This window comes from Streptomyces atratus, from assembly GCF_900119365.1.
Classification (GTDB): domain Bacteria; phylum Actinomycetota; class Actinomycetes; order Streptomycetales; family Streptomycetaceae; genus Streptomyces; species Streptomyces atratus_B.
In genome coordinates this window covers 16,589-31,006 of the sequence record NZ_FPJO01000021.1, presented here as the reverse complement: position 1 = coordinate 31,006, position 14,418 = coordinate 16,589, and the positions used below count along the sequence as shown (strand labels likewise).

Annotated in this window: 10 protein-coding genes; 6 read left to right on the top strand and 4 right to left on the bottom strand. The window is 69.9% G+C overall.

Annotated elements, in window-relative coordinates; genetic code table 11:
* Nucleotides 1-12: 12 nt before the first annotated feature.
* The gene (lysS, locus tag BT364_RS28390; protein WP_072488089.1) at nt 13-1,779 is read right to left on the bottom strand and encodes a lysine--tRNA ligase; all 1,767 of its coding nucleotides are present in this window, start codon (nt 1,777-1,779) and stop codon (nt 13-15) included.
* A gap of 190 nt (nt 1,780-1,969) precedes the next feature.
* On the opposite strand from lysS, the gene argS reads away from it, so the two are divergent.
* Entirely contained in the window at nt 1,970-3,742 is a 1,773-nt protein-coding gene (argS, locus tag BT364_RS28385) for an arginine--tRNA ligase (protein ID WP_072488088.1), read from the top strand.
* A 57-nt stretch (nt 3,743-3,799) separates the two neighbouring features.
* Here the strand turns inward: argS and BT364_RS28380 are convergent, their stop codons facing one another.
* A complete protein-coding gene (locus tag BT364_RS28380) occupies nt 3,800-5,254 on the bottom strand; it encodes a helix-turn-helix domain-containing protein (protein ID WP_072488087.1) in 1,455 nt (484 codons plus the stop codon).
* 315 nt (nt 5,255-5,569) lie between these two features.
* Between BT364_RS28380 and BT364_RS28375 the strand changes: the two genes are divergently transcribed.
* On the top strand, nt 5,570-6,289 hold the full coding sequence (locus BT364_RS28375) for a DUF4232 domain-containing protein (RefSeq protein ID WP_072488086.1): 720 nt from the start codon (nt 5,570-5,572) through the stop codon (nt 6,287-6,289).
* 59 nt (nt 6,290-6,348) lie between these two features.
* Here BT364_RS28375 and BT364_RS43370 read toward each other — a convergent pair whose 3' ends face one another.
* Nucleotides 6,349-8,409 (bottom strand): eCIS core domain-containing protein, encoded by a 2,061-nt coding sequence (locus tag BT364_RS43370; protein WP_371268657.1) that lies wholly within the window; start codon nt 8,407-8,409, stop codon nt 6,349-6,351.
* A 114-nt stretch (nt 8,410-8,523) separates the two neighbouring features.
* Here BT364_RS43370 and BT364_RS28365 point away from each other — a divergent pair, with 114 nt between their 5' ends.
* From BT364_RS28365 to BT364_RS28350, 4 genes are all read left to right on the top strand, one after another.
* Complete coding sequence (locus tag BT364_RS28365; RefSeq protein ID WP_177328261.1) at nt 8,524-9,327, top strand: HEAT repeat domain-containing protein; 804 nt, start codon at nt 8,524-8,526, stop codon at nt 9,325-9,327.
* Between the two features lie 308 nt (nt 9,328-9,635).
* Nucleotides 9,636-10,427 (top strand): DUF4253 domain-containing protein, encoded by a 792-nt coding sequence (locus BT364_RS28360; RefSeq protein WP_072488085.1) that lies wholly within the window; start codon nt 9,636-9,638, stop codon nt 10,425-10,427.
* A gap of 284 nt (nt 10,428-10,711) precedes the next feature.
* Nucleotides 10,712-12,670 carry a transglycosylase domain-containing protein gene (locus BT364_RS28355; protein ID WP_072488084.1) on the top strand — a complete coding sequence of 653 codons (1,959 nt, stop codon included), beginning with the start codon at nt 10,712-10,714 and terminating at the stop codon, nt 12,668-12,670.
* A 21-nt stretch (nt 12,671-12,691) separates the two neighbouring features.
* Entirely contained in the window at nt 12,692-13,054 is a 363-nt protein-coding gene (locus BT364_RS28350) for a hypothetical protein (RefSeq protein ID WP_072488083.1), read from the top strand.
* Between the two features lie 344 nt (nt 13,055-13,398).
* Here BT364_RS28350 and hemB read toward each other — a convergent pair whose 3' ends face one another.
* The gene (hemB, locus tag BT364_RS28345) at nt 13,399-14,394 is read right to left on the bottom strand and encodes a porphobilinogen synthase (protein WP_177328260.1); all 996 of its coding nucleotides are present in this window, start codon (nt 14,392-14,394) and stop codon (nt 13,399-13,401) included.
* Nucleotides 14,395-14,418 lie beyond the last annotated feature (24 nt).

Sequence of the window (14,418 nt, the reverse complement as noted above, 5' to 3'; positions counted from 1 at the left end):
CAGCCGGAACGGCTACGCGTCCAGGAGCCTGCGCACCCGCTCCGCGCCCACGGCCAGCAGCAGCGTGGGCAGCCGCGGCCCGGTGTCCCGGCCGACCAGCAGCCGGTACAGCAGCGCGAAGAACGACCGCTGGGCGACCTTCAGCTCGGGCGTCGGCTTGGCGTCCGGCTCCAGGCCCGCCAGGATCTTCGGCACGCCGTAGACGAGCGTGGTGAGCCCGTCCAGCGACCAGTGCGAGTCCAGCCCGTCCAGGAGCAGCCGCAGCGACCGGCGGCCCTGGTCGTCCAGCGAGCCGAGGAGCTCCTTGTCCGGCTCGTCGCGGACGATGGTGCGGGCCTCGGCCGGGACCTGGCTGGTGATCCAGTTCTCGGCGCGGTCGAGCCGGGGCCGGGCCTCGTCCAGCGAGGTCAGCGGGTTCTCCGGGTCCAGCTCGCTCAGGATGCGCAGCGTCTGCTCGTCGTGCCCGGCCGTGATGTCGACGACCGACGCGAGCGTGCGGTACGGCAGCGGGCGCGACGTGTGCGGCAGCTCACCGGCGGCCGTGCCGATGGCCCGCGCGTACGCGGCGGCGTCGGCCGGCAGCACCGAGCCGTCGGCGACCTTGCGCGCCAGCGAGTCCCACTCGTCGTAGAGCCGCTGGATCTCCTGGTCGAAGGCGATCTTGAAGGACTGGTTGGGCTTGCGGCGCGCGTACAGCCAGCGCAGCAGCGGCGCCTCCATGATCTTCAGCGCGTCGGCCGGGGTCGGCACGCCGCCCTTGCTGGAGGACATCTTCGCCATGCCGGAGATGCCGACGAAGGCGTACATCGGGCCGATCGGCTGCACGCCGTCGAAGATCTCGCGGACGATCTGGCCGCCGACTACGAACGAGGAGCCCGGCGAGGAGTGGTCCACCCCGCTCGGCTCGAAGATCACGCCCTCGTACGCCCAGCGCATCGGCCAGTCGACCTTCCAGACCAGCTTGCCGCGGTTGAACTCGCTCAGCCGCACGGTCTCGGCGAAGCCGCAGGCCGTGCAGGTGTAGTTCAGCTCGGTGCTGTCGTCGTCGTACGAGGTGACGGTCGTGAGGTCCTTCTCGCAGTTGCCGCAGTAGGGCTTGTACGGGAAGTAGCCGGCCGAACCGCCGCTGCCGTCGTCCTCGCTCGCCGCACCGGAGCCGGCCTCGGCCTCCAGCTCGGCCTCGTCGACCTTCTTCTGCTGCTGCGGCTTCTTGCCGCCCTTGGAGCCTGCCGCGGCCGGGTCCTTCTTCGTCCGGTACCGGTCGAGGACGGCGTCGATGTCGGCGCGGTGCCTCATCGCGTGCAGGATCTGCTCGCGGTAGGCGCCCGCCGTGTACTGCTCGGTCTGACTGATGCCGTCGTACTCGACGCCCAGCTCGTCCAGCGCGGCCGTCATGGCGGCCTTGAAGTGCTCGGCCCAGTTCGGATACGCGGAACCGGCCGGGGCGGGCACCGAGGTCAGCGGCTTGCCGATGTGCTCGGCCCAGGACTCGTCGATGCCCGGGACGCCGTTCGGAACCTTGCGGTACCGGTCGTAGTCGTCCCACGAGATCAGGTGCCGGACGGTGTACCCGCGGCGGCGGATCTCGTCGGCGACCAGGTGCGGGGTCATGACCTCGCGGAGGTTGCCCAGGTGGATCGGGCCCGACGGGGAGAGGCCGGACGCGACGACGACCGGTTTGCCAGGCGCACGACGCTCCGATTCGGCGATGACATCGTCCGCGAAGCGGGAGACCCAGTCGGCCTCGGTGCTGCTCTGACTCTGAGCCACGGTCTGCACGTCCTTCTCTCTTGTAGGACTCGTAGGAACACCCTGTGGGACTCATCAGGCCTCATAGGGGCTCCGCCCATTCTCCCAGGTCCACCGGCGGCGCGAAAACGGCTTACGGCCCGCACGAAGAAAACGGCTTTACCGCCCGTGGAATACTGGGTGTGATCCCTTGTACTCCTACGGAAACGGCAGCCAGCCCATGGCCTCGGTCAATTCCCTCGCTTCCACGCTCCAGCAGCAGCTGGCGGACGCCCTGACGGCAGCTCTGCCGGATGCCGGCACCGCGGACCCGCTGCTGCGACGAAGCGACCGGGCCGACTTCCAGGCCAACGGCATCCTGGCCCTCGCCAAGAAGCTCAAGGGCAACCCCCGCGAGCTCGCCTCCCAGGTCACCGCCGCGATCCCGGCGGGCGGCCTGATCAAGGAGATCGAGGTCTCCGGCCCCGGCTTCCTCAACGTCACGCTCGCCGACAGGGCGATCATCGAGACCCTCGCCGCGCGCGCCGCGGACGACGAGGGCCGGCTCGGTGTGCCGTACAACAGCGCCGCGGGCACGACGGTCATCGACTACGCCCAGCCGAACGTGGCGAAGGAGATGCACGTCGGCCACCTGCGTTCCGCCGTGATCGGTGACGCGATGGTGCAGATCCTGGAGTTCACGGGCGAGTCCGTGGTCCGCAGGCACCACATCGGCGACTGGGGCACCCAGTTCGGCATGCTCATCCAGTACCTGATCGAGCACCCGGGCGAGCTGACCCACGAGGGCGACGGCGGCGAGGCGGACGGCGAGGCCGCCATGTCCTCGCTGAACCGGCTCTACAAGGCCTCGCGCGCACTCTTCGACTCCGACGAGGAGTTCAAGGCCCGCTCCCGGGACCGCGTCGTGGCGCTCCAGGCCGGCGACGAGGAGACGCTCGCCATGTGGCAGCGCTTCGTCGACGAGTCGAAGATCTACTTCTACTCGGTCTTCGACAAGCTCGACATGGAGATCCGCGACCCCGACATCGTCGGCGAGTCCGGCTACAACGACATGCTCGAAGAGACCTGCCGCATCCTGGAGGAGTCGGGCGTCGCCGTCCGCTCCGAGGGCGCGCTCTGCGTCTTCTTCGACGACGTGAAGGGTCCGGACGGCAACCCGGCGCCGCTGATCGTCAAGAAGTCGAACGGCGGTTACGGCTACGCGGCGACCGACCTCTCCGCGATCCGCGACCGGGTCCAGAACCTCAAGGCGAACACCCTGCTGTACGTCGTGGACGCCCGGCAGGCCCTGCACTTCAAGATGGTCTTCGAGACGGCCCGCCGGGCCGACTGGCTGAACGAGGACGTCAAGGCCGTGCACCTCCCCTTCGGCACGGTGCTCGGCAAGGACGGCAAGCCGTTCAAGACCCGTGAGGGCGAGACGGTCCGGCTGGCCGACCTCCTGGACGAGGCGATCGACCGGGCGTCCACCGTCGTGCGCGAGAAGGCCAAGGACCTCACCGAGGACGAGATCACCGAGCGTGCCACGCAGGTCGGCATCGGCGCGGTGAAGTACGCGGACCTGTCGACGTCGGCGGCCCGCGACTACAAGTTCGACCTGGACCAGATGGTCTCGCTGACCGGCGACACCAGCGTGTACATCCAGTACGCGCACGCCCGGTCCCGCTCCATCAAGCGCAAGGCGGGCGAGCTGAAGTCCCAGCCCCACCCGGAGCTGGAGCTGGCCCCGGCCGAGCGCGCGCTGGCCCTGCACCTGGACCAGTTCGCCGAGGTCGTGGCCGAGGTCGCCGCCGCGTACGAACCGCACAAGCTGGCCTCGTACCTCTACCAGCTGTCGTCGCTCTTCACGACGTTCTACGACCAGTGCCCGGTGCTCAAGCCCGAGGTCCCGGGCGATGTGGCCGAGAACCGCCTCTTCCTCTCGGACCTCACCGCCCGCACCCTGCACCAGGGCATGGAGCTGCTCGGCATCCGGACCCCCGAGCGCCTCTGACCCCCGGGCGCCCCTGCCCGGGGCGCCCGCCCGTACGCACCGGCCCGGTGGCGAGACCTAGTTCGGCTCCATGGTCTCCCACTGGGCCGTGTCGTACCGGTACGTGTACGTCGGCCGCGCCTTGATGCTGCTGGTACGGAACGGCTTCCCGCCGTCGTCGATGCGCAGCGTCCCCTCCCGACCGCCACTGCTCCACTCCAGCTCCAGGTACCAGCTGACGTCGTGCCCTTCGACATGGGCGTTGAGGTCGAACACCTCCACATCGGTGGAGGACACCCGGAACGGGAAGTCCTTCGGCGGCACCCGTACATCCCCCTGCTGACCCGCCACCGGGGTGAGGGTCGGCCGGCCGTCGTCGAGGTCGATGTCGAAGGACTGCGGGGTGATGCCGCTCCCGCAGCCCTCCCCCATCGAATACGCCGACCAAGCCAACGGCGCCTTCCGGGACAGCGTCCGCACATGCAGTCCTTTCAGCACGACGGCCTGCCCCGATTTCCCCTGCACGGTGACTTCGAGCAGCAAGTTGCCGCCGTCCACCCCGCCGAGCGCCCTGGCCCAGCCGCGGGTGTCCTGCGGCGGGGGCGGCGGAGGCACGTCGTTCGGCTTCTGGTCCAGCACGTAGTACTTGCCGCAGGGCTCTTCCCAGTTGTACGAGCTGATCGTGGCGCTCAGCGGCACGCCCCCGCTCTGCTGCCCACCCGACCCGGCTCCCGTGCCGCGCCTCCCGGACGTGGCGGAGGCACCGCCGGACGGCGGGGACGAGACGCTCGCCGAGCCGGACGGTACGGGCTTGCCCGACTTCTTCGCCCCGCCGGGCGAAGCGGTGGCGCTCGCATCGAGGCCGGACCGGTCGCGCGCGTCCTTGTCCGGGTCCTTCGCGTCCACGGCGGGGGCGTTGCTGAGATCGTCCTTGTCCGTGCCCGACAGATTACTGACGACGATCGAGGTCGGTACGGTCAGCGCGACGACGGCGACGGCCGCGAGCAGCACACGCGCCCGTGCGGAGGCCAGGAACCGCCGGGGCCGGCTCGGCCCACCGGCCAGAATCGTGGGTTCGGGTTCGGGTTCGGGCTCGGATTCGGGCGTGATGTCGGACGCGTCGCCGCCGGCCCCGGCCTCGGAGCCACGACCCGCCTCCGGACCCGATTCGGAAACCATGTCCGAAACCGCATCCCGCACCGGCTCCGCAGGAGCAGGAGCAGGAACAGGAACAGGAACAGGAACAGGAACAGGAACAGCCTCAGGAGCAGCCGCGGCCGGGCGTCTCCGGGCCGCATCCGCCACGATCCACCGCCGGTGCAGCTCCACCAGCTCCTCCGGAGTCGCCGCGCACAACCGCGCCAGCCGTTCCACCGGGGCGTACTCGTTCGGCACCGCGTCACCGTTGCAGTACCGGTGGAGCGTCGACGTGCTGACGTGCAGTCTCCCGGCGAGAACCCCGTAGCTGCGTCCCGAACGGTCCTTCAGTTCCTTCAGCAGAGCCGCGAAATCCTCGGCCTCCGGCGTCGCCACTTCGGCGTTCCCCCTCCTGGTCCGTCCCGGAACGCCGTTCCAGGGACGTGGAATCTGCCCAGGTCACAGTACGCGCAGCCATTCCAGCTTCCCCAATGGGCTGTTCGGCGTTGCGGCCGGAATCCGCCGCCCCGCAATCTGTGAACACACCGCAGCGACCACCGGGACAACGCAGTGCGAATCCACTTCCGCATCGAGCCCATCGATGCCGTGGCCATCGGAGTGGTGATCGTGTCCACCGCGATCGTCATGGCCCTGATCTGCTACAGCTGACCGACCGACATCACCGGCCCACACACGGGGAGTACCACCACCATGCGCAACCACATCCGCACCACCGCCCTCGCCGCGACCGCCCTCCTGGCCGCCCTCTCGCTCACCGCCTGCGGCGGCAACGACAACGCGAACGGCGGCAAGGCAGGCGCGGCGGCTCCGGCGGCGAACACCGCCGCCACCCCCGCCACGGACAAGGACGCCAAGGACACCAAGGAGACCGACAGCGGCACGGCCCAGGCCCCCGCCGAGAACGCCTCCACCACCTCCAAGGGCTCCATCGGCGGCGGCAGCAGCAGCGGGAAGAGCAGCGCCGGCAGCACCGGAAGCGGCAGCAAGACCCCCGTGACGTGCACCGGCTCGAACACCAAGGTCACCGTCACCAAGGTGAGCCGCCCCATCAACCACCTGCTGCTCACGGCGACCAACACCGGCTCCGTACCCTGCTACGCGTACCACGCACCGGCGCTCCGCTTCGACGACGCCCAGGCCGCCTTCCCGGTCCTCCGCGACAGCATCCCGCAGGCCGTGGTCACCCTTGCGCCGGGCCAGTCCGCGTACGCCTCCATCGGGCTGTTCGGTGAGCCCGACGGGCAGGAGCTGCACAAGGGCACCCACCTCACGGTGTACTTCACCGGCAAGGCCAACCAGGGTTCCACGGGCGCCCCGGCCGAGCTGACGCTCCCCGCCGGCACCTCCTGGGGCGACAACGGCTTCGTCACCTACTGGCAGAGCGAAATGGACGACGCCCTCATGTACTGAACCGCCGCACTGACTCGCCGCACTGACCCGCTGCACTGTCAGCCGTACGGACCCGGCGGCTATCCCTCGTAGTCCTCGTCGCTCTCGTTGGAGAGCCGCCCCCGCAGGAGCACCCCGGGGACCAGCCGCCACTGGCCGGTCCCCGGGTCCTGGCGGTACTCCTGGACCAGGTAGTCCAGCGTGGTCGGTACGTCCTCGAACCCGAACTGGTCGTCGTTGCCGGACATCCGGACCTCGAACCGCAGGACCCTGCCCTCTTCGAGCACCCAGCGCTTGACGTGGCTCTCGACATCCCGCTCGAACTGCTGGTTGAGGCTGTTGCTCATGGGGGCGAGGTTGTGCGGTTCGGCGGGGCCGTGGAGATGGTGGTTGAGGAGATGGCCGCGAATGGCGCCGAGCCCCCAGGCGCCGCCCTCCGGTTCAAAGCCCGCCTGCCCGGCCGGAGGCCGGAGCGTGAGCGGGTCGGCGACCATCGACGTGCCCATCACGACGGCGACCGCGTCGCCGTCCTCGTCGACCTCGTGGAAATTGCCCGTCGTGAACGTGACGGCCGTGGCTGGCAGATGGGCCAGCGACGAGGCACCGGAGTGCTGGATCTCGTACGCGCTGACGGCCTGGTGCGCCGTCTCCAGCACCTCCTTGACCACCTCTCCGTACGCCCTGGTCCAGGGGAACCTCAACTGGTTCCACAGCGCGGCCAGTTCGGAACCGCCCCCGTTCTCCTCGACCCGGTCGAAGTCGAGCTGATCGCCCCGCCCGGGGCCGCTCTCCGTCTTGTCGATCACACGGTTCACGTTCCCGGCCTGATCGATCTCGACCTTCTGCTCATAGCCGTCGGCCATGGGCGTGCCGTCGTCGTTGAGCTCGGTGACGTGGCAGGTGATCCCCTGGGGGAGGGGATTCGCGGGGTCGCCATGCACCACGACCTCGTACCGGAAGGTGCCGCGGTCGTTGTAGACCATCTTCTTGAGGGGTTCCTCGACCACCCGGCTGTGCTTGGCGTTGAGCTGCTTCCGGAACGGCGCGAGGTTCTCCAGGGTGGCCTGGCCGTGCAGATGCGCGTTGAGGAGGTGCCCCTCCACCGCTCCGCCGAGTCCGGCGTAGGTACCGGTGGTCGCGTCGGAACCGGCGGCGCCCCGCAACGTCAGTGGATACGCCACCATGTGCGTGCCGCGGGGCACTCCCCCCGCGTTGACGACTGGGCCGAACTGGACGACGGTCTCCGGTACGGCGTTGTCCGCCCCGAACTTGTTGCTCAGCGCCTGCTGCACCTCGCCCATGCCGCTGTCCCAGCCGTTCGACAGCTTCTGGTACGTCAGCAGGATCTGGTGGACGTCCACCGCGGTGGGCTGGAGCGCGGAGCTGCGCAGGGTGGCCCAGTCCCGCAGCGGCGTGGTGTCCCCGGGGGCCGGGTCGTGGCCTCGCAGCAGCTCGATCCCCGGGCCGGGGGCCCGCTGCACGACGCCCGCCTGCTCCGCGCCCCGGGTCTCCTCGGCGACGGGACCGGCCGCGTCGGGCACCGGGCCGGACATGACCCGCCGGGCATTGGCCTCGGCCTCGCGCTCGAATCGGTCGGAGGGGTCGGAGACACGCAGCCCGGAGCCGTTGTCGGTGCCCGCGACCGGGCCCTGACGCTGCTGGATGACATGGGTGAGCTCATGGGCGAGGGTGTGCCGGTCGCCCCCGCCGTCACCGATGACGACATGGTTGCCGGAGGTGTACGCACGGGCACCGACCTCGGCGGCGGACGCCCTGGCGGCACCGCCGTCGTGGATACGGACGTCCGAGAAGTCCGCGCCCAGTCGGGCTTCCATCTCACTGCGGGTGGCACCGTCGAGAGGACGCCCACCGCCACGCAGAACGTCATGGACGGCGGAACGCTGAACGGCCGCCTGCTCCGGATGCTCCTCCCCGCCTCCGGCGCCGAGCAGGCCGGACCGGCGCATCCTCTGCACGACGACGTCGTTCCCCACGCTGCCCTGCAGGTCGAGGAAACTCGGCCCGGATGCCGCGCCCGGATGCGGGTCGTGGGCGGCGACAGCGGGTACCGCCGCTCGACCGGTGGTCTTGTCGTCGCTGTCGCGTGTCCGCGCGGGCACTTTTCCGGATCGCTCGACCATGCCTCCTGGATATCGCCCGGCGCCCCGCGAGGGCAGAGGCGCCCGGGACATCGACGTTGCCCCGGAGGGCAGTTCGCAAGGGCCCCGCGTACGACGGGAAGTAGCATCGGACGCATGGCGATGTTCGTGCACCTGACACCCTCGGCGAACGCGGCGCGCGTACGCCGTTCCGGAATACGGGCCATCAGCCACGGCCGCGACGACTCACTGCCACGAGGCCTCTACTGTTTCCCCGTCCTCCCCTCGTACACCCTCACCCACCAGTGGCTGCGCGAACTGTCCCGGCGCAGCGGCCCCCGCGGACTCGTCGCCGTGCACATCCGCCTGCCGGACGACGAACCCGTCACCCTGGGCCGCTACCATCGCGACCCCGCGACCGTCACGGCCGCCGAAGCCGTACGCCGTGTCGCCGCCCTGCCCGACCCACGCGGCTGGGAAGTGTTCGTCCCCCGGCCCGTCACCCGGCGCGAGGTGCACCGCATCCGCGCGGTCAGCCAGGTCACCGGCTGGCGGTACTTCCCCGACTCGAACGGCAAGACGCCCTGCACCTGCTTCGGCTGCCGGGTGCGCGGCGAATACGGTTCACAACGCCTGCGGCAACGCCGACCGCACCCCCTCGACGGCCCCGCCCCCGCGAGCTCGGCCCTCCTCCGCCAAATCGCCGCGGCGGGCAGCCCCGGCGACTCCGAACAACTCATCCAGACCCTCCACTGGTTCGGGATGCGCCGACGCGGACCGGTCGATCAGCTGGCCCACCTCGCGGACCACCCGGACCCGAGGGTCCGCAGGGCCCTCGTATGGGCCGTCGAGAACTGGTCGTCCCGTGGCACCACGGAACTCCTCCACCGCCTCTCCCAGGACCCGGACGCGACGGTCCGGGAGGCCGTCGAATGGACCCCGTCCGAGCCTCGGTCCTGACCCATGCGCACCCGTACAGATTTCCTGTACGGGTCGTACGCGCGTGACGCGAGCGCGCACGTGGAAGTTCGCTCCGTATGCACCCCGGAAAGCGGAAGCGCAAGAACGCGTCGGCAATGAAACTCGTGGGCAAACTGGTCGCCGTCTTCCGCAGGGCGGCCGGCCTGACCCAGACCCCCGCAGAGGTCAGAACAGCATTCAGAATCGCTTCACCACCGGGCTGAAGAGCCCGATGCACTGCGATTAGTCCCGGTATCCGAACCGCAGCGCCCGGCCGGTTTGTCAGTGGCCGGGCCTACAGTTTGGTCATGGCGACGCTCCCGAACCCGCTCCCGTCCCTGGCCACGTCAGGGCTCCAACTCCCGCCCGGCTCACTGGTGGACGCCACGATCGACGGCGCCTGGCACGAGCCGCTGCTCTGGTGCGCCGACGAGCCCGCGTCCCACGGCACATGGCGCTCGCTGCGCGCGGCCGGGCGGGCGGTCGGCCTGCTTCCCGTACTGATCGACGGCGGGCGACGCGACGAGTGGCCCGACACCTGGGACCTGATCCCGGACAGCACGTCGTACCCCGGTGACCACGACGCCGAGGAGGTGCTCAGCGAGTACTGGGAGGACTGCGCGCCCGAGGAACTCGACGCCGCCGAGGGCGAGTGGCCGGGCCTGGCCCCCGTCCCGGCCGCCGAGGGGCAGGACACCCCCGACGACCTGGCGGCCGCGATCGCCGAGGAGTGCGTCGGGCCGGACGGCTGGTACCCCGGCTCACGGTTGGCGCTCGTTCCTGCCCGGCGCAGCGCGGACATACCGGCGGCGATCGGCTGGTCCGGCCCGGTCAACTACGAGGACGACACGGCCCGGCTCTGCGCTGTGCTCCGCTCCTGGGAGGACCGCTTCGGCATACGGGTCGTGGTGCTGGGCTTCGACACCCTGACCCTCTCGGTCGGGCGCCCGCCCACCACCCTCCCGGAGGCCCGTGCGGTCGCCGCCGAGCACTTCGCGTTCTGCCCGGACAACATCAACCAGAACCCGCCGTACGACCTGGACATCTACGCCGAGAAGATGGTGCTGGACCAGGAGACCTGGTCCTTCTGGTGGGACTGAACCACCGGCGTAGGCAGCTGCTCGGCCGCCTCCCGCCCGACAGAATGAACCCCCGGCCATGACTCACCCGGACAACGCGGACCCGGCACAACGCCTCACTGCGGAGTACCGCGCGTTGTCGGCCGACAAAGTCGGGTATCACGGACTGTTCCTCCGGAAAGGCCGTCCGGTACGAGTTCACCATGCGTGCCGGACGGGCCCCGAGACAACCCGATCGCGATCCGGAACATCCTCTCTCACAAGCCCGCGCCACCGGTACGGGCCGGTGAACGAGGAGCTGGAGCATGACCCGAAGCCCCATCCGCCCGATCCGCCGTCGCAGGCCCGGTATCGACTACCCCCGCCGGGGGAAACGCACTTGGCGCCGCTGGGTCCCTTCGTGGCGGCAGGTGCTGAGCGGGGTCATGCTCGGACTCGTCGCACTGGCCGGCCTGTTCGCCGTGGTGTACGCGTCCGTCGACATCCCGGACGAGAACATCGAAGCGCGCAGGCAGGGCACCGTCTACTACTGGGCGGACGGCAGCCAATTGGTGAGCGTGGGCGCGGTCAACCGGCAGAACGTCACGCTCGCCGACATACCCCGTTCGGTGGAGAACGCGGTCATCGCCGCCGAGAACGAGACCTTCTACTCCGACCCGGGGGTATCGGCGACGGGAATCGCCCGCGCGGCCGTAAGCATCGTCACAGGCGGTGAGACCCAGGGCGGCTCCACCATCACCCAGCAGTACGTGAAGAACACCTATCTCAGCCAGGAGCAGTCGGCCACCCGGAAGTTCAAGGAATTCTTCATCTCGCTGAAGCTGAACAACAAGCAGGGCAAGAAGGAGATCCTCCAGGGGTATCTGAACACCAGTTGGTTCGGCCGCGGCGCCTACGGCATCCAGGCAGCGGCGCACGCGTACTACGGAATCCCCGCGAAGGACCTCGACCCCAGCCAGGCGGCGCTGCTCGCGTCCCTGCTCAAGGGGGCGGAGCAGTACGACCCCGCGGGCGGCAAGGGCAACCACGAACGCGCCGTCGACCGCTGGGAGTGGATCCTCGACCGGCAGGTGGAGATCGGCACGATGACGAAGGCCGAGCGGGCCGCGTACCAGAAGTTCCCCGAGCCGAAGCCGGCCGCCAAGCCGACCAGCCTCGGCGGCCAGACGGGCTATCTCGTCGACATCGCCAACAAGTACATCAAGAAGCGTTCGGGCCTCACCGACAAGGACCTCTTCCGGGGCGGCTACCGGGTGCACACCACCTTCGACAAGGCCAGGGTGGGGCAGCTGGAACGGGCCGTGCGGAGCGTGCGCACGCGCGACCTCGACCCCGAGAAGCGCCCCGAGGACAAGCACGTCGAGGTCGGCGCCGCATCCGTGCGGTCCGACGGGGCCGTGGTCGCGGTGTACGGCGGAGCCGACGCGGTCACCCACTTCGCCAACAACGCCGACACCGCGGGCGTCCCCGTCGGCTCGGCCTTCAAGCCCTTCGTGCTGGCAGCGGCCCTTCAACACGGCGACGGGATCACCCTGAACAGCGGCTACGACAGTGAGGGGCGTCTGATCAAGGACGGCCCGTACGCGGTGCCCCCCGCCCCGCCGGGTGCCGGTTCCGGCCAGGTGATGGTCACGGCGCCGACGCCCCTGCGCGATGCGCTGGTCAAGTCGGCCAACGCAACCTTCGTGCTGCTCGGCAAGGACATCGGGCTGAAGAAGGTGAAGGAACTGGCGGTATCGGCCGGGCTGCACGAGCAGAGCCTGGCCCGCCTGGACAAGTCCTTTCCCCTCGGCACGTCCACACCGAGCGCGGTCAGGATGGCGGACGCGTACACCGCCTTCAGTAACGACGGTATGAGGGCCGATCCCTATTCGGTGACCAGGATGACCCGGGACGGCGAGGCGGTCGAGGGCTTCGGGAAGCCCGAGCTGCGGCGCGCGATGGACGCCTCGGTGGCCAACGATGTGAACAACACCCTGGGGATGGTGGCCTGGACGCGGCTGGGTCAGGACGGGAAGTTCGGCACGTTCACCAGGTCCAAGGCTGCCGACGACCTCTCGGCGGGCGCGACCGGCAAGGACGACCGGATGAAGTCGGCCTGGTTCATCGGCCACACCGAAGGGCTGACCACGGCCGTCACGATGTTCCGCAACAAGCCGGGCACCCCTCAACTGCTGGGAATGCAGGGTGTGGGCGGACTCGATTCGGAGCGCGGCAATGTCTTCCCGCTCCGGATCTGGAACGCTTACGTCACGGGGAAGTAGGCCACGGGCCAGGGTTTTCGTTTGGATCACGCCGCAGACGCGTGCCTGGGCACGCGCGTCTGCGGCGTGATCCGCGATGCCGTCGGGCCGTACCTCGACCCGCCGGAGAAGGCCCTGGTCCTGCGCGTGTACGGCGAGCCTGACCCCGGACCGCTCCGAGCGGCCCCCGCCACAACCGTCTCGGTCGGGCGTCGGCCCACCACCCTCCCGGAGGCCCGCGCGGACGACGACCCCCTCGTACGCGACAGCGCCCTCGGCGCCCTCAAGGACGCGGGCCCGAACGACGCCCGTACCGACGTCCTGCGCAAGCTCACCCAGGACCCCTGCCTCGGCCGGGCGGCGTGCCGCGTCCTCGCGCCGTGGGGCCGGAGCCCCGACGCGTAGGACGCGGCGACGGCCAGCCGCGCCCGGGGCCCTACTGGACTTCTCCGAGTTCTGTGGCGGTTGTCGCGCCGAAAGCAAAATAAGACCGACCGGCAATAGGGGGGCGGCGTCGCGGGGCTGGGCACGCACATCTGCCGCGTTGTCGTCAATCAACAACGCTCCGCGTTGCCTCAATCCTCCGCCTTGCAGCTGCACGCACCCAGCCCCGCTCCTTCACCCACCCCCCAATTGCCGGTCGGTCTAAATACATCGGATGACCGTCAAAAGGTTGAATGAAAAAGAGCCCCCGCCCGTCCCGATGTCGGGACGGGCGGGGGCCCACCAGGCCTCAGGCCTCGTATGGATCACCGCCGCAGCCGCTGCGCGACCTCCGTCGCCCAGTACGTCAGGATCATCTGCGCACCCGCGCGCCGGATCCCGGTCAGGCTCTCCATGATCGCCGCGTCCCGGTCGATCCAGCCCTTCTCGGCGGCGGCCTCGATCATCGCGTACTCACCACTGATCTGGTACGCGGCGACCGGCACGTCCACCGAGTCGGCGAACTTCGCGAGGATGTCCAGGTACGGACCGGCCGGCTTCACCATGACCATGTCGGCGCCCTCCGCCAGGTCGAGCGCCAGCTCGCGCAGGGACTCACGGGTGTTCGCCGGGTCCTGCTGGTACGTCATGCGGTCGCCCTTGAGCGAGGAGCCGATGGCCTCGCGGAACGGCCCGTAGAACGCCGAGGAGTACTTCGCGGTGTACGCGAGGATCGAGACGTCCTCGTGGCCCGTCTGGTCCAGCGCGTCCCGGATGACACCGACCTGGCCGTCCATCATGCCGCTCGGACCCACCACATGGGCGCCCGCGTCGGCCTGGACCTGGGCCATCTCGGCGTACCGCTCCAGCGTCGCGTCGTTGTCGACCCGGCCGTCCTCGGTCAGCACACCGCAGTGGCCGTGGTCGGTGTACTCGTCCAGGCACAGGTCCGACATGACGACGAGATCGTCACCGACCTCCGCGCGCACCGCGCGCAGCCCGGCCTGGAGGATGCCGTCCGGGTCGGTGCCCGCCGTGCCCCGGGCGTCCTTCTTCTCGTCCGCGGGGACACCGAAGAGCATGATTCCGCAGACCCCGGCCGACACCGCCTCGACGGCGGCCTTCCGCAGGGTGTCCAGGGTGTGCTGCTGCACGCCGGGCATGGCCGAGATCGCGACCGGGGCATCGATGCCCTCGCGCACGAACGCGGGCAGGATCAGATTCGCCGGGTCGAGCCGCGTCTCGGCGACCATCCGCCGCATCGCCGGGGTCGTCCGCAGCCGCCGGGGGCGGGAGCCGGGGAAGTTTCCGTACACAGTCATCCTTCGAGATTAGACCCGTACACA

Bases quoted from the DNA above. Each gene is read 5' to 3' on its own strand.
- BT364_RS43370 (WP_371268657.1), bottom strand. From the start codon at position 8,409: ATGGTCGAGCGATCCGGAAAAGTGCCCGCGCGGACACGCGACAGCGAC.
- BT364_RS28365 (WP_177328261.1), top strand. From the start codon at position 8,524: ATGGCGATGTTCGTGCACCTGACACCCTCGGCGAACGCGGCGCGCGTA.
- BT364_RS28375 (WP_072488086.1), top strand. From the start codon at position 5,570: ATGCGCAACCACATCCGCACCACCGCCCTCGCCGCGACCGCCCTCCTG.
- argS (WP_072488088.1), top strand. From the start codon at position 1,970: ATGGCCTCGGTCAATTCCCTCGCTTCCACGCTCCAGCAGCAGCTGGCG.
- BT364_RS28360 (WP_072488085.1), top strand. From the start codon at position 9,636: ATGGCGACGCTCCCGAACCCGCTCCCGTCCCTGGCCACGTCAGGGCTC.
- BT364_RS28355 (WP_072488084.1), top strand. From the start codon at position 10,712: ATGACCCGAAGCCCCATCCGCCCGATCCGCCGTCGCAGGCCCGGTATC.
- hemB (WP_177328260.1), bottom strand. From the start codon at position 14,394: ATGACTGTGTACGGAAACTTCCCCGGCTCCCGCCCCCGGCGGCTGCGG.